This window comes from Rahnella victoriana (assembly GCF_021276285.1).
Classification (GTDB): domain Bacteria; phylum Pseudomonadota; class Gammaproteobacteria; order Enterobacterales; family Enterobacteriaceae; genus Rahnella; species Rahnella victoriana.
The window spans coordinates 489,572-508,127 of the sequence record NZ_CP089920.1 but is presented as its reverse complement, the minus strand read 5'-3'; the positions used below and the strand labels follow the sequence as shown (position 1 = coordinate 508,127).

Sequence of the window (18,556 nt, the reverse complement as noted above, 5' to 3'; positions counted from 1 at the left end):
GGTTTTCTGTGGCATAGGTGCTCCTTAATCGGTCAGCCAACTGGCCTGACGCTGCATCACCGGCAGCGGATAACGGCGGTTATCCATGTCCGGCAGCGCATTGAGCAGGCCGCGCGTGTACGGATGCTGCGCGTTATCCAGATCGGTGGCAGCGATAGATTCGACGATGCGTCCGGCGTACATCACCAGCACGCGGTCGCAGAAACTGCGCACCAGATTGATGTCGTGACTGATAAAAATCAGCCCCAGACCGCGGGTTTTCACCAGATCGTCGAGCAGCGCCAGCACCTGTAAACGCACCGACACATCGAGCGCCGAGGTTGGCTCATCGGCGATCACCATTTCCGGGTCGGTGATCAGCATCATCGCAATCATGATGCGCTGCCCCTGTCCGCCGGAAATCTCGTGCGGATACAGGCCGTACACCCGTTCCGGGTCGCGGATACGCACCACATCGAGCATGTTCAGCACTTTGCTTTTGGCCTCGTGATAGGAGCATTTGTGGTGCGACCGCCACGCCTCGGCGATCTGATCCCCGACGCACAGCACCGGATTCAGCGAATATTTCGGGTCCTGCATAATCATGGAAATCCGCTTGCCACGCACCTGACGCATCTGTTTCGGGCTGGCGTGCAGCAAATCGACGTCGGCGAACTGCATTTTGCTGGCGGTGATGCGCGCTTTCGACGGATGCAGATGCAGCAACGCGCGGCCCACGGTGGATTTCCCCGAGCCTGATTCACCGACAATCGCCAGTTTTTCACGCCCAAGCTGGAAGGACACGCCGCGTACTGCCTGCGTGACCTGACGGCCATTCACAAAGCTGACGTGCAAATCCTGCACATCGAGTAACGCCGGAGCGTCAGTCATTACGGGGATCGAGGATGTCACGCAGGCCATCTCCTAAAAAGTTGAACGCCAGGCTGTTAATCAGGATCGCCAGACCGGGAATGGTTGCCACCCACCAGCACTCCATCATGTAAGTACGACCACTGGAAATCATCGCGCCCCACTCCGGATCCGGCGGCTGTGCGCCGAGGCCGAGGAAGCCTAGACCGGCAGCGGTCAGAATGATACCGGCCATGTTCATGGTGATTCGGATGATCACCGACGGCAGGCACAGCGGCACAATGTGACGCCACAAAACCCGCAGCGGACTCGCGCCCTGTAACCGCACCGCCGAGATAAAATCAGCCTGTCGCAGCGAGAGCGTTTCGGCACGCGCCAGACGCGCAATCGGCGGCCAGGCAGTGAGCGTAATGGCGATCACCACATGTTCCAGACCCGGCCCGAGCGCGGCGACAAACGCCAGCGCCAGCACCAGACTCGGGAAGGAGATGAAGATGTCGGTAACGCGCATCAGCACCATGTCCGTTTTGCCGCCGAAATACCCGGCCGTCACGCCGAGCAGTAACCCGAGCGGCCCGACGGTCACCGACACCAGCAGCACGATATACAAGGTGATGCGCGAGCCGTACACCAGACGGCTGAAAATATCGCGGCCAAACTCGTCCGTGCCGAACCAGTGCGTGGCCGACGGCGGGCTGAGCGCGTTGTTTAAATCCTGCACCAGCGGGTGGAACGGCGCGATCCACGGCGCAAATATCGCCACAATCATCAGCACCAGAACAATCGCGCCACCAATGGCCGTCAGCGGATTACACGCCATCTGCCACAGAAAATGGCCGACACGGCCAACCGCCCTTTTCACGCGCTGACGTTTTTCGTCACCCGCGCTGAGCGTGACGGAATCGAGGGAAATCGTCATACTTTTGTCCTCGGATCAAAGACCTGATACAGCAGGTCAGAGAGCAAATTCAGCACCACGAAAATCATGCCGACCACCAGCACACAGCCCATCACCGCATTCATGTCGCCCAGCATCAGGCTGCTGGTGAGATACGAACCAAAGCCCGGCCAGGAAAACACGGTTTCGATCAGCACCGCGCCTTCCAGCAGCGAGCCGTACGCCAGCGCCACCACAGTCAGCAACTGGACCAGAATGTTGCGGAACGCGTGATTCCACAGCACATGCCATTCGCTCAGCCCTTTGACGCGGGCAGTGATGATGAATTCCTGTGAAAGCTGCGCCAGCATAAAGCTGCGGGTCATACGGCTGATGTAGGCCAGCGAGTGAAAACCGAGCAGTGACGCAGGCAGGATCAGGTGATTGAGCGCGTTGCGGTACACTTCCCCGTTTCCGGCGATCAGCGCGTCAATCAGCATAAATCCGCTGTGGCGCGTGACCTGCCCGTCGAGACTGAAATCCACCCGACCGGCACCGCCGACCCAGCCGAGCCAGGCGTAAAACACCAGTAAACCCATCATGCCGACCCAGAATATCGGGGTGGAATACCCGGCCAGACTGATGATGCGCACCACGTAATCGGCGATGCTGTTGCGTTTTGCCGCCGCCAGCACGCCGAGCGGAATACCGACGCCCGCGCCAAGAATGATCGCCAGCGTCGCCAGTTCCATGGTGGCCGGGAAGACGCGCAAAATGTCCTGCGTCACCGGTTTACCGGTCAGCAGCGCATTGCCCAAATCGCCGTGCGCCAGCCCGTAAAGGTAGATGCCGAACTGCGTCCACAGCGGTTTATCAAAGCCAAGCTGGTGGTAAACCTGCTCATAGGTGCTGTGGTCGGCGTCCGGCCCGACAATCGCCAGCACCGGATCGACCGGCATCACACGCCCGATGAAAAACGTCAGCAGCAACAGGCCAAACAGGGTGATCGCCACCTGTACCAGCCTTTTGCCGATGCGCCCGGCCGGGAAGGACATCCGCGCCGTTTGCTTTGTTGCAGGAGCCGGGATTTGCATGGTCATAACCCTTTACCTCCGGTTGGCTGCACGTCGGCAGGTTCGTCTTTCCAGACATCACGCAGGAAGGTGGTTGCGGAAGGATGCGGCAGGTAATTTTTGACATCCCTGCGCACCACGATGGAATCCACCATTTGTGAAACCGGCACCAGCGCCGGGATCAGCGCGTCGTAGCGTTGCTGAATGGCGAAGTAATCCTGTTTCTGTTTTTCCGGATCGCGTTCAAGCAGCGCCTGGTCAATCTGCGCATTCAGCTGCTCGTCGTAAAAACCGGTGCGCCAGCCCTGAAAATTGGTCAGCCGCGCCGCGTCATTGTTGTCCGGGTTATAGACCAGCGCACGCAGGCTGGAATGCGGATGCGGTTCCACGCCGCTGCCGCCACGCCCGACCAGCATCGCGAACTTACGTTCACGCATCGCGCCGTAAATCTGGTTGCCGGTACCGGTGACGATTTTGGCGCGAATGCCTGCCTGCATCAGCGTCGACTGCACGGCAATGGCGATATTGAGGAACGGCTGATCGGCCAGCACCCGCAGCGTGGTATCAAAACCGTCGGGATAACCGGCTTCCGCCAGCAGGGTTTTAGCACGCGGAATATCCAGCGTATAACCCGGATCCGGCAGCGTGGCAGGCATACCGACCTGAATCGGCCGCTGATGCACAATGCCATAGCCGTTCATCAGCGCCTTGCCGATACCCTGATAATCAATCAGATAGCGCACCGCTTCGCGTACTTTCGGGTTGGCGAAATGCGGCTCTTTCATGCTCATCGCCACGTAATAAATGGTGCCTTTTTTCACCTGATCGACCTGCATGGCCGGGTCGTGACTCAGTGCCTTAACGTCGGACACCGCCATGTTATTGGCAATATCCAGGTCGCCTTTTTCAATCATCAGGCGCAATGTCTGGGATTCCTGAAAATGACGGAACACCACGCGGGAAAGTTTCGGCTCGCCGCGCCAGTACTGCGGATTACGGCTCATGTTCAGCACGTCTTTTGCCTGCCAGTTATCGAGGCGGAACGGGCCGGAACCGGCTTCGTTAGTGGTCAGCCAGCGGTTGCCCCAGTCGCCGTTCACTTCATGCGCCTGCACGGTTTTGCTGTCCAGCGCCACCACGCTGCCGAGCGCGGCCAGCGAGTAGATCACCAGTTTCGGGTCATTCGGTTTAGGCAGCTGAATTTCGACGATACCGGGAGACGGCGAACGCACCATCTCATCGACATTCTTTTTGCTGAAACCGTAGGATTTCCACACCGACGCCTGCGCCAGATTGAGGTGCAGGATCCGGCGCATCGACCACACCACATCGTCGGCGGTGACCGGATTACCGGAGTGGAATTTCACGCCGTCGCGCAGGTGAAAGGTGATGAGGTTGCGGTCGGCATTGACCTCCCACGAGGTCGCCAGCGCCGGGCGCACATTGGTCAGTTGTTGCGGATCCAGTTCAATCAGCGGGTCGTAAAGATTGACCACGATGCCGACAATGTCATTGCCGGTCATCGCTGCCGGATCGAGCGTTAACAGGTTATTCATGTTCATGCCGATGATCAGCTGGTCGGGCGGCGTTTTCGCCTGCGCCGTCCAGCCACCGGTCATCAGCAGGAGCGCGAAAAGCCACGCGCCCCATGTTTTGCCAGAGTTCATGATGTACCTTCCGGGTAGAGTCAGAGGTTTATTATTTTTTCTGCCCGCAGGTCAGTCGCGGCTGACGGTATGGGTTTCTATGTAATCAAAATTGATGTCCTCGCCCAGGCCAGGGCGGTCAGAGAGATGCACAAAGCCCTGTTCATCCATCGGATCAACAATGCTGTTCAGATACGCTGCCGGTTCGTCGTACTCGAGGAACGGATGCAGCAGACCGCGTTCGTACCAGCGGCAGTTGCGGATGGCACCGACCACCGCCAGACTGGCCGCGCCGTTGCCGTGCACTTCGCAGTCCATGCCGAAGGCTTCCGCCAGACTGGCGACTTTCATGCACGGCGAGATGCCGCCGACGCCATTGGCTCCGGCACGTAAAATGTCGCAGGCACCGGCTTTCACCCAGTCCGCACGGCTGTGATGTTTACCGCCGAGACTTTCCGGCCCGATCACGTCGATAGACAGGTTTTCCGCCAGCCATGCGTACGACGCCATGCTCTCTTCTTCCATCGGTTCTTCGAACCACGCGAAGTTGAGTTTTTCCAGCGCCTTACCAATCGTCAGCGCCTGACTGCGGCTGTACCAGTGATAGCCGTCGAGCATCAGGTCGATATCCGGGCCGACCGCTTCACGTACGGCGGCGCAGGCTTTGATATCCATTTTCGGATCCGGCGCGAACGCCACCGGCGGCATCCAGGTGTGCAGCTTGATGGCCTGATAACCGCGTGCCACCAGCTTCTCGGCGAACTGGCCGAACTCGTCCGGCGTCGACAGTCCGCCTTTCAGCTCATCGCCGCACATGGTGCTGCCGTACGCCGGGACTTTTTCACGGAATCCGCCCAGCAGTTTGTGCACCGGCATGTTCAGTTTGCGGCCAATCAGATCCCACAGCGCCTGCTCGACAAACGACAGCGCCCGTTCGGTCAGCTGATGCGCGCTGCCACGCTGCCAGTGCACCAGATCCTGCCACAGACGCTCGCGGTCGAACGGATTCTGGCCGATCAGCACTTTTCTGAAAAAGGCGTTCACAACATGCGGACGCACCACTTCCGGCGGCGCAAAGGAATAGCCGCAATCGCCTTCATCGGTGGTGATGGTTAACATCGCCATTTTCGCCTGACTTTCTTCACCCGGATGAGAATGACCCGCGCTGTCAGAAACGCGACGGGTCGGATAAGTAAAAACAGAAACTTCAACAGAACTTATTTTCACAGCGATACCTGCCATTACTGAGAGAGTTGACGCTCTTCAGAGCGCACCGCAATTGCCTGTTCATTCAGCCATGTGAGCGCGCTCACACTTCTTTAAAACCGCAATCCAACAATAATAAAATACCGTTTCATTATTGAACTTAGCCAGTTTACGGACGCATTTCCACGGCTAAAAGCCGAAAATTTTGGGGTTTGTTTGGGCATCTGCACGGGTGAATGTGAGCATTTTCACGAAAGCGGGAAGAAATGTGATCTGTACAGGAAATAGACGGAACGACTGTGAGGACATATTTGTGCGTGCACTTTGTGATGAGAAAAGTGGGCATGAGGAAATCAATCCGTTAGGCTAGCGTTTTTAGAAAGAGTCCGGTGAGCCTCTGGAGTGGAATATGTTGCGTGTAATTGATACGGAAACCTGCGGACTGCAAGGCGGCGTGGTGGAAGTGGCCTCTGTCGATATTGAAAACGGTAAAATCGTCAATCCGATGAGCGATCTGGTGCGCCCTGACCGCCCGATCAGCCATCAGGCGATGGCAATCCACAAAATCACCGAGGCGATGGTGGCCGACAAACCGTGGATTGAAGAGATCATCCCCCGCTACCACGGCAGTCAATATTATGTGGCGCATAACGCCAGTTTTGACCAGCGTATGCTGCCTGAGATGCCGGGCGACTGGATTTGCACCGTGAAACTTTCCCGCCGTTTATGGCCGGGGATCAAATACAGCAACATGGCGCTCTATAAATCCCTCAAATTGCAGGTTGCCACGCCAGCCGATCTGCATCATCACCGCGCACTGTTTGACTGCTACATCACCGCCGCGCTGCTGATCCGTATCATGGAAGAATCAGGCTGGACGCCGGAAGAAATGGTGACGATCACCGGGCGACCTGCGTTAGTCAGCACCATGATGTTCGGCAAATATCGCGGCCGGAAAATTGCCGAAATCGCCGAAGACGACCCGATGTATCTGCGCTGGATGCTCAACAACATCAAGGAATTAACACCTGATTTGCGCATGACGCTGAAGCATTACCTGGAAGCGGAGTAAATCGTTAACCCGGCCCTTTTTCCCGGCACACATTCAGCACCAGTTGTCGCAGCCAGCGGTGCGCGGGGTCGACTTCTGAACGCGGATGCCACATCTGGGAAATGGTGATTTCGCGGGTTTTTACCGGCAGTTCAAAGGCATAAAGCCGGTCTGGCTCAGCAATCAGGAATGAGGCGGGGATCAGCGCCACCAGATCGGAGTTTTGTGCAATCGCCAGCGCGGCAGAAAACCCCGGCACGACGGCGGCGATTTTCCGTTTCAACCCGACTTCGGCCAGCGCATCATCCACCGGCCCGTAGGTTTTGTTGCGGCGCGACACCACCACATGCCCGAAAGACACATAATCGTTCGCGGTAAGCTCTTTCTCCGCCGCCAGCGGATGGCCTTTTCTGACCACGCCCATAAACCTGTCGCGGAACAACGTCTGTAAGCGGATTTCCGGCCCCATATCGCCTAAAACACCGATCTCAAGATCGACCCGCCCTTCCCGCAGCGCATTTGAGGTTTTTTCCGGTTTTGGCATAAACCGCAGACACACAGAAGGGGCTACCTGCGCGGCGGCGGCAATCATCGCTGCGCCGAAAGCCACCACAAAACCGTCGTTGGATCGGATCAGAAAAGTACGTTCAAGTGTGGCCAGATTAAAATCTGCCGATGAAGGCCGTAACAGGGCGCGCGCCTCAAAGGCGGCGTTCTGCGCACGCTGGCGGATCTCTTCGGCGTAAGGCGTCAGCACCATATTTCGCCCGGCGCGCACCAGCAGCGGGTCGCCGGTGGTGGTACGCAGGCGGCTTAATGTGCGGCTCATGGCCGACGCGCTTAATCCCAGACGACGGGCAGCACCGGCGACACTGCCTTCCGTCAGCAGCACATCAAGCGCAATAAGTAAGTTCAGATCAGGTTCAGTCATCCCGCCATAGTAGCGCAGCCGTAAAAATGAGAGAAGGCGTTTGACGCAGGTATTAAGTGCAGATGCTGCGTCTTCCGCACTATATTACCTGCCGGTATAGTTACCTGACTCAATATCAATAAGGCGAATGCGTTATGGAATTATTTTCCGACAAACCAGGCGATGAAGGATTACCCGGCCGTGAACGGGGATTTGCCATGGCCGCCGTGATGATCATGGCAACGATGGCGGTATTCGACGGTTCGATGGTCAACATCGCACTGCCACAGATTGCACATGCACTGGATATCTCGGCAGGTGCAGCGGTCTGGGTGTCGAACGGTTATCTGCTGTCGGCGTCCATGACACTGGCAATCTTCGCCGCGCTGGCCAGCCGCATCGGTTTCCGTCCGCTGTTTGCCGCCGGACTGACGGTGTTCACCCTTGCCTCTTTGGGTTGTGCGCTGTCATCATCGCTCGACATGTTGATTATCATGCGGGTGCTTCAGGGAATTGGCGCAGCAGCCACGCTGAGTATTGGCCCGGCGATATTGCGCTCCGTTTTCCCCAACCGCCTTCTCGGACGAATACTGGGGCTGAATGCTCTGATGATCGCCACCAGCACCGCTGTCGCGCCGGTGCTGGGCGGGACAATATTATCGGCGATGAGCTGGCAGTGGCTGTTCGCGATCAATATTCCGCTCGGCATTATTGCGGTCATTCTTACGCTGCGCGTGGTGCCATCAAACCCCGCCAGTACGCGCCAGCCGTTTGATACTGCCGGGGCGATTTTATCGGCAGTCGCACTGGGCGCGCTGATTATGGCGGCAGAATCCTTTGCGCATCCGGGAAATGACAAACTTGCCACCGCCATAACCTATGGCCTGACGGCGATAATTGCAGGCGTGGCCTTTGTCTGGCGTCAGCGTCGGGCGCCAAAACCGCTGCTGCCGCTCGGCATGTTTGCCTCCACGCGGTTCACGCTGGCGGCCTTCACCTCCCTGGCCTCATTCGTCAGCCAGGGCATCACCTTTGTCGCGCTGCCGTTCCTGTTTCAGAGCGTTTACGGTTACAGCGCCTTTGTTTCCGCATTACTTTTCACGCCCTGGCCGCTGGGGATTATTCTGGCGGCACCGCATGCAGGACGCCTTGCCGACCGTTATCCGGCCGCCATTATTTCTACTGTGGGTCTGGCGGTATTTGCGGTGGGATTACTGTTACTCGCGCAACTCCCCGCGCAACCCCAGGTCTGGGATATCGGCCTGAGAAGCTTTATCTGCGGACTGGGCTTCGGCTGTTTCCAGAGTCCGAACAACCGTGAAATGCTCTCCAATGCGTCGCGGGAAAACAGCGGTTATGCCTCCGGCGTACTGGCCATTATGCGCACCTTCGGCCAGTGTCTCGGTGCCGCGTGCATCGGGGTCATCCTGACACTTTATTCTGCCAGTAGTGTGTTGCAGGAGGCCCGGGCAGTGCAGGTCAGTTTATGGGTGGCGGTGATGGCCACGGTGCTGGCGAGTGTGATAAGCATCAGCCGCCTGCGAGGTCAGCGCGGTCACTTGCAGGCAGAGAAATAATGGAAATAATAGATAACCGATACCTAAGAGAGTAACACCGTGTCCCGTTCCCAGCGTTTGCTTGATTTAATTCAGATCCTCCGCCGCCACCGGTTTCCGGTGACCGGCTTAACGCTGGCTGCGGAACTCAATATCAGCGTCAGAACGCTCTACCGGGATATCGCAACATTGCAGGAGCAGGGAGCCGATATTCAGGGCGAGCCGGGGCTGGGATATATTTTGCGTCCCGGTTTCATGCTTCCTCCTCTGATGTTTTCCGAGGATGAAATCCAGGCACTGGTGTTGGGTTCCCGCTGGGTATCCAGACGTAGCGACGGGCAACTGAGCGCGGCAGCAAAAAACGCGCTTGCCAAAATTGCAGCGGTGCTGCCCGAAGATCTGCGCATGTCTTTGGAATCGACAACCTTACTCATCGGCCCAGCAGACAATTCTGGCGCAGACGCAGCCTTGTTGCCGCAAATCCGTCAGGCAATTAAAGACGAACGTAAAATTGAAATTGTTTATCGCAGCCTGAAAAATGAAAGTTCCTCCCGGGTGATCTGGCCATTTGCCCTCGGTTATTTCGATCAGGTTCAGATACTGATCGCATGGTGCGAGTCGCGTCAGAGCTTTCGTCATTTCCGCACCGACTGCATTATGTCTCTCAAACGAACGGATGAGCGCTACCCAAGGCGGCGTCAGAGATTGCTGAAAGAGTGGCAGGATAAGGAACAAATCTCACCTCAGTAACCCGAATCACTCCTGACAGAAACTGGCAGTGGTGGCCACTAAGATACTCAGTAACAGACATCAAACCGGATGTCTTTTCATTCCTGAGGGGCCACTAATGATTGATTCAAACTTCGTTATTTTGTACGTCAACAATCCGCAGGTCAGCGCCAGATTCTATGAAGAACTTCTGGAAAAACAACCCGTTGAGGCTTCAGCCACTTTCGCCATGTTTGTTCTACCCTCAGGGATGAGGCTGGGCCTTTGGTCAAAGCATACTGTCGAACCCGCCGCTGAAGGTTATGCCGGAAATGGTGAGATCGTCTTTTCTGCTGACAGCAATGAACAGGTCGATGCTCTCTGCTCTCTCTGGCGCGATAAGGGACTTGAGATAATGCAGGAACCTGTTGAGATGGATTTCGGCTATACCTTTCTCGCGTTAGATCCTGACGGGTATCACCTGCGGGTTTACCGGTTGTCGATAGAGTAAACAGCTCAACCCGGAGCGCCCTCACAGGCGCTCTGCTTAAATCAACGGGTTCTGATACGCATTCCAGCGATTGCGGCAGATGTTTCGTTATTCCGGTCAGTCCTTGCGCCGGATCTTTCCCAAACACCTGTTTCAGGATATGTTTATGACGAAACAGACCGGCGAACGTCTGATGGTTATCCCTGAAGTCATACTGTTGAAGGATAAATTCTATGCTGGAACTGAGACCCAACTGCGAGTGTTGCAATACCGATCTCCCCCCTGCTGCTGATGCCAGAATTTGCTCGTTTGAATGCACATTCTGTGTAACCTGTGCCGAAGACAAACTTCACGGGATATGCCCCAACTGTGGCGGAGAACTCGTTGCCCGTCCGCGCAGACCGGCCAATAAACTGGCGAATAATCCGGCGTCCATAACACGGGTATTTAAGCCAGAGGGCTGTGCTTCTTAGTTCCGCGCAGTGTCACGCCAGAGTTTCAGCCGCTGGCGTGCCTTCATCCAAAACAACGGTCATCTGTCTTCTCCTTACTTCAGGACATATAAACGCTTCTGTTTCCTGAAACTGAACTAAAGTTATCCTTCTCCTGCCACTCCCGCTGCATAAAGGGAGTCAAAGAATTCTATAACATTATTATTAAAAAGGATTTTTATGCCCCGCATCACTTCTCTGGTTTCTTCATCTGCACTGATCGGTTCGGTTTTTCTGCTCACAGGATGTCCGCCTCCGCCTGATTTAACCCAGTGGCAGCGCCCTGGCAGCACCATAGATGACGCGCGGGTTGCGATGGGGCAATGCGGCGTCCCGCTTCCGGGGCCGGAACCTTCTTTTACCGACAATGAAACGGTGCTGTATTATCAGTGCATGGAGGGGAAAGGATTTACCTATAAGGGTGATTTCCATATTTGCGATTACTACAAAAACACCCCTGCCTGCATTGAGAAACAACAGGGACATCCGCTGAGTCAGCGGCAGCTTGAAGCACTACCTTTTGTCGCCGATGAGGGTTTTCATCCGATCAAGCCGGATTCGGGCCGGGTTGAATCGCAGCTTATCAGTTGGCGTAAAGCGGGGGCCTCGCTGCATTTTTCGCACGCTGTTGAGAACGATAAGCTCGCGTTAGAAGTGATGTATGAATGCGGATATCCGAAACCGTTGGGCTCGGTTCCTTTCGTTCCGACCATTCTTAAGGCCGCGAAAGTTCAGCAATGCATGCTGGATAAAGGTTTTGAACCGAAACATAAACTCATGCTGGTTTGCCGCAATTATCCGCAAGTGACAGGCTGCGGGAAATAGCGAAACCTATGTCCAGATTTCCCTGCCATCCGGCATTGAAGTGGTCAACAAATACACGATGGTTCATCAAGATGGTAAATCTACGAAGTCGAGAATATCTATGAATTTTCTGAGAATGACTGCTTCACTCTCGTCCACCAGAGATCCATAACCCCAATTTGCAAATGCAAACGACATTTCGTATCCCTGGGCGGCCTCAAAATCATTCTTATTGTCTCCGATCATTATCTTATGAAGCTTACCGTAATCGGCACGTGCTACAACTGCGTGTAGGTGTCTGGGGTCAGGTTTCTGAAAGGAGACGGTGTCTCCACCACATACAACATCCATATACTTCAACAGGCCAGTTTCTTTGAGAATAGCAGTGGCAATCGATTCGTCTTTATTTGTACAGACGGATATCCGCCATCCCCTCTCGCGCAAGGCGCTAAGCGTCTCCTTTACACCTTCATAAGAAGTCGTGAGCGAATGGGCCGAACGTCGGTAGCGCGAGACGAAGGTATTCAGCGCGTCTTCCCGGTCATTCATGCCACGTAAGCTGAATGCTCGCCTGGCAAATGACCTCATTCCGTCACCGAGAAATTTTGAAGTAGTTTTGACGAGCAGAGGCTCAAGCTCTCTTTCGACCAGTATTTTGTTTATTTCGGCTGTCATATCGCTCACTGAATCGACAAGAGTACCATCCAGATCGAAAATGATAGCCCCCGCCTCTCCTGTCTGTGCAAGTTTCCGGTTACGCATCGTCATTGGGAACATTCCTCACGTGGTGGATAAGGCTCTCTTTTCTCCCGTGCAGAAACTGCATGATTCATCACGGTGTGAGCTTTTTATTGAAAGCCGCTAACCCGGCTTGAGCGATTTCTTCATCATGTTGGGGCGTGTCTGCGGATACCCCGATCGCTCCCACAGTGTGACCATTAAAGACGATTGGAAGGCCACCACGCATCAGAACGAAGCCCTGGGCGGTAATGGCGGCCGGTCTTGAACCATTGACTGCGTCCTCTAATGCGCCGCTGGGTCGACGAAAAAGAGCTGCGGTCCGTGCCTTGCCTGGAGCAAGTTCGACGCCTGCCGGCACAGCCGCGTTATCCATGCGTACCAGAGCGATGGGCGAGCCAGCACTATCGACAACTGCGATCACGCACGGCCACCCGGACGTTTGCGCTTTGTCTTGTGCAGCGGTGAGTACCTGCTGAGCGACGGAGAGAGTCAGCACTGGCTGGCTCGGCAACTCGATTGCCGTTGCAGGCAGTGAAGCCAGCGCAAGAGACCCGGCAAGTACAAGGGATGTGGTGAGATTGGAAAGGTGATACATAGTTAACTCCTGAGAAGAAAGGTTCATTGATTTAAACAGAGAAAATAATTCAGTTCATTAAAGTGATTCGTTCTTATAATTCAGTAAAAGTGAATAGGAAATTCGACCACCATGGATATACGTCATCTCCGTTCATTCATCACTGTTGCTGAAAATCTGCACTTCTCTCGATCAGCTGAGCAGTTGGGCGTGTCTGCACCCACCCTCACCGCACAGATTCAGGAGGTGGAGCGCATGCTGCAAGCGCGTCTATTTAACCGAACAAAACGAACAGTCCATCTGACGCCAGCCGGAGAGATATTTTTGACGGAAGCGCGTGCAACACTCGAACAGCTTGAGAGAGCGATCAACGTGGGCCGACGCGCCGGGCGTGGTCAGGTTGGAAGAGTGGAGATAGGTTATGTTGGTTCAGCGGCATTTTTTGGGGTACTCCAGGAACAGGTCCAGCGGTTTCGCAATAAATGGCCCGACGTTATGCTTAACACGAAGGAATTACCCACCGAGCAGATCCTGCCACTCCTGGAGGAAGGCAGGATAGATTTGGCTTTTGTCCGAACGCCCGTGCATCTGCCTCTGTCTGTCTCCAGCCATGTCATGGCACGGGACCGATTCTGTGTGGCTCTGCCGGCAGACCACGCTCTGTCGAAGATGTCGACGGACATTCTCCCGCGCGCGCTTTCCAATGAGTCGTTTGTGATCCCAGAACAAGGTCTGGGCTTGCGTGAGGTCGCAAGGCGCGGAAAATTCGATCCACATATCGTCTCGTCGCCCGGAACTCTGGTTGCGGTGTTGACACAAGTAGCGCTGGGTATGGGTGTCGCAATCATTCCCAGTGTGCTGATCAACACGATTCAATTGCCGAATGTCGTTTTCAGAGAAATTGCCGGCCCTGCTATTGTTTCGGAGGTGGCGGCACTATTTCGAAGGCATGAGCGATTGCCAACGGTGCGCAATCTTATTGAACAGATGCTCGAGACTGACTGCCGCGCAGCTTTAGCATGGTTTTACACACCTATGGCTCAAAGTATGGAAATACGCGTCCCTTGAATACTCAGCGCAAAATCTGCACCAAATACTTTAGCCGGCGTCTGAAATCCAGGCTGGCTTACTCCGTTAAGCACCCGTCTGACGGCTTCGACCGCAGCGAGTGGCGTATAGGAATATCCGTTGACCGTTTCAATGACTGCATGGTGAATGTCACCATCAACCCCGGTCATTTCTACCACTGCACGAGCGACATTACCTGCGCGCTCTTCCTGAGAGGGGCCATCAGGCAAGCGTGATAAATCTCCGGATGGAAAGGCATCGCCACTCACATGGACATACATTTCAATATTTGGAATGCCGGTTGAATGCCATGCAGTAACAAGATCACCGAAAGAGAGTGGCGCACATTCTACTTTCCCTTCACCAAAATCAAAAAAGTCTGTTTTGGCATCGGTTTTCGTCGTCAGTTCACCATTGACCCTGGCAAGCAGACCCGCGCTGATAATCTCTCCCACACTGAAGGCCGAACCCCGTGACATTGCGCCTGCAACCTGCAGCGCAATTCTCAAGCGTACAGGCTCATGCACCTTTTCAGCTATCGTCACCGCGAGACAATCCGTTGGCACAACATCCCATCCCACACCAGGCAGTAACATGACCCTGGCCGTGGAGGCGAGATCATGCAGTGACTCCGCCAGCCGATAAACGTTGATTTCTGCAGCTATCGTCACCGCGAGACAATCCGTTGGCACAACATCCCATCCCACACCAGGCAGTAACATGACCCTGGCCGTGGAGGCGAGATCATGCAGTGACTCCGCCAGCCGATAAACGTTGATTTCTGCAGTAATATCCAGGTAATGAACACCCTGAATAATGCAGGCTCGCATCAGTGATTCTGAGGTGTGAGCAAAAGGACCGGCGCAGTTCAATACAACCGTTATCCCGTCTAAATGACGAGGGAGAGCCCCGGCATCATCCAACGCAAAAGCATGGGCCCTTACGTCCAATGTTTTCGCCAGTTCATCCAGTTTTTCTCTATTTCTGCCGGCAATCACGAAATTGAGACCAGCGTCTTTTGCCTGTTTGCCAGCCGATAAACGTTGATTTCTGCAGTAATATCCAGGTAATGAACACCTGAATAATGCAGGCTCGCATCAGTGATTCTGAGGTGAGCAAAAGGACCGGCGCAGTTCAATACAACCGTTATCCCGTCTAAATGACGAGGGAGAGCCCCGGCATCATCCAACGCAAAAGCATGGGCCCTTACGTCCAATGTTTTCGCCAGTTCATCCAGTTTTTCTCTATTTCTGCCGGCAATCACGAAATTGAGACCAGCGTCTTTTGCCTGTTTGGCAATCATGCGTCCGGTATAACCGGTGGCACCGTAAATAAGTAATGTTTTCATGATGAGGTGTGCTGCCAACTTTTATAGACGAATTCCAGGGTGTAGCCGTCGGGATCGATAACGCCGGCAGCGTAATAACGGGGATCATAATAAAGGCGTGCGCCCGGCGCACCATTGTCAGCGGCTCCCGCACTCATTGCTGCGGCATAGGCTTCATCAACCCTTTCTTTGCTATTAGCGACAAAGCCAACGTGCGTGGCCCCACCTGCAGCGTCCCCCTCGCGCAGCCAGAAAAATATCCGGCCGTTGGCACCAAAGCCTTTGAGGTCAGGATGCCCCGGCGGCCCATCATTTCCGTCATAGTCCAGGCGAACGGTGACGCCGAGAGGCGCCAGGGCTGCGGTGTAAAACGCAACGGATCGCCCGATTTCAGTCACCGATAGAAAGATATGATCGATCATAGAGCCTCCTGTCATCATTAAATGTGATAGCCGCCAGCCACTTCGATGGACTGAGCATTAACCCAGCCATTTTCATCCGACACCAGACTCGCAATGGCCTTACCTACATCGTCAGGCTCCCCAACGCGTCCAAGCGCTGTTTGTGAAGCGAGTAAGGCTTCGAACTCATCATTCAGGCCGCCGCCCAGGCCGGTACGAATTGCACCTGGAGAAATAGCGTTTGCGCGAATACGGCGTGGCCCAAACTCCTTGGCCATATAGCGTGTCAGTACCTCGAGCCCTCCTTTGAAAGCGGCATAAGGCGCCACACCTGAAGTCGCAACGCGTGTCGTTGCGCTGGTCACATTCACGATGTGCCCCCCATCAGCAAGGACGGCAAGATGATTATGGTAGGTGAGTACCACGCCCATACCGCGTGCGGCACACTGGATAGCCGTACTGGCTCCTATACCACTGCTTCCACCTGTTACAAGAATAACTTTCATGATGTTTCCTTTCTCTGTGTTTGCGTTGGAGTAATAGTAAGGTAAGGGTCAAACAGGGGCTTCCGTGTTCCTGCTCGATTCTTGCCTGTTTCTGCTTTATGCTCCTTTCAACGATGAGACCGAGGATGTAAGACATGATGATGCAATCCCAGCTTGATGAGCTTTGTGGTCTTGCCGCACACGCCAGCAACTGGCGAACGGAGACGGGGATCCCACGCGTCGCGATGGTTCAGGGAAATATTCCGGCTTCGGCACTGGCTGCGGTTTATGAGCCAATGATCAATCTGATCCTCAGGGGAAGTAAGTCGATGACGGTGGGAGACCGGGTTTTCAACTATGACCCAGCCTCGTATTTTGTGATGTCGGTTGATTTACCTGCAGTGGGTGCTGTTCATCCGTCTGCGACGGGAGAACCGTATCTGGCGGTGAGTCTGACCCTGGAACCTCAACGGGTGGCTGCTATGCTGGACGATTTACCTCAATCAGCCATGAAAAACAGACCGGAAGGCGCGTTCTCTGTTGCCTCAGTGACATCGGAACTTCTTGATGCGTGGGTCAGAATGCTGCGTCTGATGAAGACCCCCGACGATATCCCCGCCCTCGCGCCCAATTATGAGCGCGAAATTCTGTATCACGTATTGAAAGGACCGCATGGCTGGATGCTGAGGGACATTGCCTCTCCGGGCACGATGTTGGCCCGAATCGGCAATGCCATTCGCTGGTTAAGACATAATTTTACAGAAGAGTTTGTCGTTGAATCATTGGCCGAACGGGAGGCGATGAGCGTATCGGCTTTTCATCGTCACTTTAAAGCCGTCACGGCCATGAGTCCTTTACAGTATCAAAAGCGCGTTAGGCTACTTCATGCCAGAACGATGTTATTAGGCAGGCAACAAAGCGTGACGTTTGTTGCCCAGGAAGTGGGGTACAGGAGTGTGCCCCAGTTTAACAGGGATTACGCCCGCATCTTTGGTCTGCCACCGCTAAAGGATGTTGCCCATCTGCGAAAGGTCATCAATGTGCGTGACAATCCGTAGCCACACCACAGGAAAACTTTGCGATCTTTGATGTGTACAATCGACACATAAGAATAACAGGTGGATGGAAAATTTTTTTGGAGTCTGAAAAATGGAGTGAGTACGGGAATTTTGGCGAAGCCAGCATAGCGACAACGAATTACATTACGGGGTATTACGGCCAGACAGCGCCCACTGAAAGCCTGCAGGCACTGTTTTCCATAACTTCGCAGATGGCATTTTTATTGTTTGAGTTCCCTTCACGGTGAGCGATTTCTCAGCCCACGCAATCCCTTTTATTGTACGAATACGTTTTTTCAGTCATCCCCTGCGTATAGTCATATTCCACCCGCAAACCATATTTCTGCACCATCGCGGTGGTACAAAAGAACCGGATGAAACGTGCTCTGCTCTGCGTTTCAAGCTGATATCTGTCAGCCGGATATTTTCTATTGCGTAGGTGTAGTTAAGTGTCTGACCATCTATTCTCGCATCTTGCACAACGGTATAAAAATCCAGTCTGAACGGGTACACGCCTTTCGCATGTTCTCTGTCGATTTGCTGACTGAAATTATGCCAGGCTTCCTCAGGCGAATCGGTCATGAGGTTTTTAACCCCGAGGCCAAGACCGGATGTGATTACCGCACACAGAAAGGGCAGTATCATGACTTTTCGTCCGCTCATATCCTGCAATTGCATTCCCGAGTGATACCAGAAAGTACCGATTACTCCGCCAGAAAAATTCAGCGATATTGTTCGTTTAACCTCGGACAGGAGAATTAAAATGCCTCATACCCCACGCGACGTGCAAATCCGCAATGTTAACACCGGGAAAAATGTCGTGATTTACGAACCCGCTAATGTGTATGACTGTATTCTCGGTGATGACGTTTTTGTCGGGCCCTTTGTGGAAATTCAGGCCAACACCAGCATCGGACGGGGGACAAAAATCCAGTCGCATACCTTTATTTGTGAATATGTCACTGTCGGGGAAAACTGCTTTATCGGCCATGGCGTGATGTTTGCGAACGATATGTTTGAGGCAGGAAAACCCAATCCCGACCGGGATTCATGGGCCAGGATCCGCGTGGGTAACGAGGTGTCTGTTGGCAGTGGCGCGACCATTCTGGGCGTCAACATTTGCGACGGGGTGGTGATTGGTGCAGGAAGTGTCGTGACGAAAGACATCACAGAGAAAGGTGTCTACGCCGGAAATCCGGCACGATGGCTGCGGAAATTGTGACGAAAAAAAGGCCGCTTGC

The 18,556-nt window shown here is 54.4% G+C and carries 21 protein-coding genes; 9 read left to right on the top strand and 12 right to left on the bottom strand.

From position 1 onward, the window contains the following. Positions 1 to 24: 24 nt before the first annotated feature. From J9880_RS23635 to J9880_RS23615, 5 genes are all read right to left on the bottom strand, one after another. A complete protein-coding gene (locus J9880_RS23635) occupies positions 25 to 891 on the bottom strand; it encodes an ABC transporter ATP-binding protein (RefSeq protein ID WP_095925840.1) in 867 nt (288 codons plus the stop codon). Beyond that, positions 863 to 1,768 carry an ABC transporter permease gene (locus J9880_RS23630; protein ID WP_095925468.1) on the bottom strand — a complete coding sequence of 302 codons (906 nt, stop codon included), beginning with the start codon at positions 1,766 to 1,768 and terminating at the stop codon, positions 863 to 865. The genes J9880_RS23635 and J9880_RS23630 overlap by 29 nt, the downstream gene beginning before the upstream one ends. Beyond that, positions 1,765 to 2,781 (bottom strand): ABC transporter permease, encoded by a 1,017-nt coding sequence (locus J9880_RS23625; RefSeq protein WP_232770918.1) that lies wholly within the window; start codon positions 2,779 to 2,781, stop codon positions 1,765 to 1,767. Before J9880_RS23625 ends, J9880_RS23630 begins: the two co-directional genes overlap by 4 nt. Positions 2,782 to 2,822: 41 nt before the next feature. Beyond that, a complete protein-coding gene (locus tag J9880_RS23620) occupies positions 2,823 to 4,418 on the bottom strand; it encodes an ABC transporter substrate-binding protein (protein WP_232770917.1) in 1,596 nt (531 codons plus the stop codon). Positions 4,419 to 4,517: 99 nt separating this feature from the next. Beyond that, complete coding sequence (locus J9880_RS23615) at positions 4,518 to 5,672, bottom strand: mandelate racemase family protein (RefSeq protein WP_095925837.1); 1,155 nt, start codon at positions 5,670 to 5,672, stop codon at positions 4,518 to 4,520. 388 nt (positions 5,673 to 6,060) lie between these two features. Between J9880_RS23615 and exoX the strand changes: the two genes are divergently transcribed. Further along, entirely contained in the window at positions 6,061 to 6,723 is a 663-nt protein-coding gene (gene exoX / locus J9880_RS23610) for an exodeoxyribonuclease X (RefSeq protein ID WP_095925467.1), read from the top strand. Between the two features lie 4 nt (positions 6,724 to 6,727). On the opposite strand, the gene J9880_RS23605 is transcribed toward exoX, so the two are convergent. After that, positions 6,728 to 7,633: a LysR family transcriptional regulator gene (locus tag J9880_RS23605; protein ID WP_232770580.1), complete on the bottom strand. Its 906-nt coding sequence runs from the start codon at positions 7,631 to 7,633 to the stop codon at positions 6,728 to 6,730. 134 nt (positions 7,634 to 7,767) lie between these two features. On the opposite strand from J9880_RS23605, the gene J9880_RS23600 reads away from it, so the two are divergent. From J9880_RS23600 to J9880_RS23580, 5 genes are all read left to right on the top strand, one after another. Further along, a complete protein-coding gene (locus tag J9880_RS23600; protein ID WP_232770578.1) occupies positions 7,768 to 9,189 on the top strand; it encodes an MFS transporter in 1,422 nt (473 codons plus the stop codon). 39 nt (positions 9,190 to 9,228) lie between these two features. After that, complete coding sequence (locus tag J9880_RS23595) at positions 9,229 to 9,918, top strand: helix-turn-helix transcriptional regulator (RefSeq protein WP_013578048.1); 690 nt, start codon at positions 9,229 to 9,231, stop codon at positions 9,916 to 9,918. A 97-nt stretch (positions 9,919 to 10,015) separates the two neighbouring features. Beyond that, complete coding sequence (locus J9880_RS23590) at positions 10,016 to 10,387, top strand: VOC family protein (protein WP_232770577.1); 372 nt, start codon at positions 10,016 to 10,018, stop codon at positions 10,385 to 10,387. 212 nt (positions 10,388 to 10,599) lie between these two features. Then, on the top strand, positions 10,600 to 10,839 hold the full coding sequence (locus J9880_RS23585) for a DUF1272 domain-containing protein (RefSeq protein ID WP_072012244.1): 240 nt from the start codon (positions 10,600 to 10,602) through the stop codon (positions 10,837 to 10,839). Between the two features lie 198 nt (positions 10,840 to 11,037). Next, positions 11,038 to 11,682, top strand: a complete 645-nt coding sequence (locus tag J9880_RS23580) for a hypothetical protein (protein WP_232770569.1) — start codon at positions 11,038 to 11,040, stop codon at positions 11,680 to 11,682. A 66-nt stretch (positions 11,683 to 11,748) separates the two neighbouring features. Here J9880_RS23580 and J9880_RS23575 read toward each other — a convergent pair whose 3' ends face one another. Continuing rightward, the gene (locus J9880_RS23575) at positions 11,749 to 12,429 is read right to left on the bottom strand and encodes an HAD-IA family hydrolase (protein WP_232770568.1); all 681 of its coding nucleotides are present in this window, start codon (positions 12,427 to 12,429) and stop codon (positions 11,749 to 11,751) included. Positions 12,430 to 12,493: 64 nt separating this feature from the next. Then, positions 12,494 to 12,997, bottom strand: a complete 504-nt coding sequence (locus tag J9880_RS23570) for a GlcG/HbpS family heme-binding protein (protein WP_037032748.1) — start codon at positions 12,995 to 12,997, stop codon at positions 12,494 to 12,496. Between the two features lie 111 nt (positions 12,998 to 13,108). Here J9880_RS23570 and J9880_RS23565 point away from each other — a divergent pair, with 111 nt between their 5' ends. Further along, positions 13,109 to 14,044, top strand: coding sequence for a LysR family transcriptional regulator (locus J9880_RS23565; RefSeq protein ID WP_095925462.1), 936 nt, complete (start codon positions 13,109 to 13,111; stop codon positions 14,042 to 14,044). Here the strand turns inward: J9880_RS23565 and J9880_RS23560 are convergent. From J9880_RS23560 to J9880_RS23545, 4 genes are read right to left on the bottom strand one after another with little or no spacing between them, the layout of a single operon-like run. Beyond that, positions 14,017 to 15,042 (bottom strand): saccharopine dehydrogenase family protein, encoded by a 1,026-nt coding sequence (locus tag J9880_RS23560; RefSeq protein ID WP_232770567.1) that lies wholly within the window; start codon positions 15,040 to 15,042, stop codon positions 14,017 to 14,019. The genes J9880_RS23565 and J9880_RS23560 overlap by 28 nt on opposite strands. Next, positions 15,039 to 15,392, bottom strand: coding sequence for a saccharopine dehydrogenase NADP-binding domain-containing protein (locus tag J9880_RS23555; RefSeq protein ID WP_232770566.1), 354 nt, complete (start codon positions 15,390 to 15,392; stop codon positions 15,039 to 15,041). The genes J9880_RS23560 and J9880_RS23555 overlap by 4 nt, the downstream gene beginning before the upstream one ends. Next, on the bottom strand, positions 15,389 to 15,793 hold the full coding sequence (locus J9880_RS23550; RefSeq protein ID WP_013578042.1) for a VOC family protein: 405 nt from the start codon (positions 15,791 to 15,793) through the stop codon (positions 15,389 to 15,391). Before J9880_RS23550 ends, J9880_RS23555 begins: the two co-directional genes overlap by 4 nt. A 17-nt stretch (positions 15,794 to 15,810) precedes the next feature. Further along, on the bottom strand, positions 15,811 to 16,278 hold the full coding sequence (locus tag J9880_RS23545) for an SDR family NAD(P)-dependent oxidoreductase (protein WP_232770565.1): 468 nt from the start codon (positions 16,276 to 16,278) through the stop codon (positions 15,811 to 15,813). 134 nt (positions 16,279 to 16,412) lie between these two features. Between J9880_RS23545 and J9880_RS23540 the strand changes: the two genes are divergently transcribed. Both J9880_RS23540 and J9880_RS23535 read left to right on the top strand, forming a co-directional pair. Beyond that, on the top strand, positions 16,413 to 17,315 hold the full coding sequence (locus J9880_RS23540; RefSeq protein WP_013578040.1) for an AraC family transcriptional regulator: 903 nt from the start codon (positions 16,413 to 16,415) through the stop codon (positions 17,313 to 17,315). A 763-nt stretch (positions 17,316 to 18,078) separates the two neighbouring features. After that, positions 18,079 to 18,537 (top strand): acyltransferase, encoded by a 459-nt coding sequence (locus J9880_RS23535; RefSeq protein WP_232770564.1) that lies wholly within the window; start codon positions 18,079 to 18,081, stop codon positions 18,535 to 18,537. The last annotated feature ends 19 nt before the right edge of the window (positions 18,538 to 18,556 follow it).

Coding starts and splice junctions, on each gene's coding strand:
- J9880_RS23630 (WP_095925468.1), bottom strand. CDS start 1,768: ATGACGATTTCCCTCGATTCCGTCACGCTCAGCGCGGGTGACGAAAAA.
- J9880_RS23625 (WP_232770918.1), bottom strand. CDS start 2,781: ATGTCCTTCCCGGCCGGGCGCATCGGCAAAAGGCTGGTACAGGTGGCG.
- J9880_RS23620 (WP_232770917.1), bottom strand. CDS start 4,418: ATGACCGGTGGCTGGACGGCGCAGGCGAAAACGCCGCCCGACCAGCTG.
- exoX (WP_095925467.1), top strand. CDS start 6,061: ATGTTGCGTGTAATTGATACGGAAACCTGCGGACTGCAAGGCGGCGTG.
- J9880_RS23605 (WP_232770580.1), bottom strand. CDS start 7,633: ATGACTGAACCTGATCTGAACTTACTTATTGCGCTTGATGTGCTGCTG.
- J9880_RS23600 (WP_232770578.1), top strand. CDS start 7,768: ATGGAATTATTTTCCGACAAACCAGGCGATGAAGGATTACCCGGCCGT.
- J9880_RS23590 (WP_232770577.1), top strand. CDS start 10,016: ATGATTGATTCAAACTTCGTTATTTTGTACGTCAACAATCCGCAGGTC.
- J9880_RS23585 (WP_072012244.1), top strand. CDS start 10,600: ATGCTGGAACTGAGACCCAACTGCGAGTGTTGCAATACCGATCTCCCC.
- J9880_RS23580 (WP_232770569.1), top strand. CDS start 11,038: ATGCCCCGCATCACTTCTCTGGTTTCTTCATCTGCACTGATCGGTTCG.
- J9880_RS23575 (WP_232770568.1), bottom strand. CDS start 12,429: ATGACGATGCGTAACCGGAAACTTGCACAGACAGGAGAGGCGGGGGCT.
- J9880_RS23570 (WP_037032748.1), bottom strand. CDS start 12,997: ATGTATCACCTTTCCAATCTCACCACATCCCTTGTACTTGCCGGGTCT.
- J9880_RS23565 (WP_095925462.1), top strand. CDS start 13,109: ATGGATATACGTCATCTCCGTTCATTCATCACTGTTGCTGAAAATCTG.
- J9880_RS23555 (WP_232770566.1), bottom strand. CDS start 15,392: ATGAAAACATTACTTATTTACGGTGCCACCGGTTATACCGGACGCATG.
- J9880_RS23550 (WP_013578042.1), bottom strand. CDS start 15,793: ATGATCGATCATATCTTTCTATCGGTGACTGAAATCGGGCGATCCGTT.
- J9880_RS23545 (WP_232770565.1), bottom strand. CDS start 16,278: ATGAAAGTTATTCTTGTAACAGGTGGAAGCAGTGGTATAGGAGCCAGT.
- J9880_RS23540 (WP_013578040.1), top strand. CDS start 16,413: ATGATGATGCAATCCCAGCTTGATGAGCTTTGTGGTCTTGCCGCACAC.
- J9880_RS23535 (WP_232770564.1), top strand. CDS start 18,079: ATGCCTCATACCCCACGCGACGTGCAAATCCGCAATGTTAACACCGGG.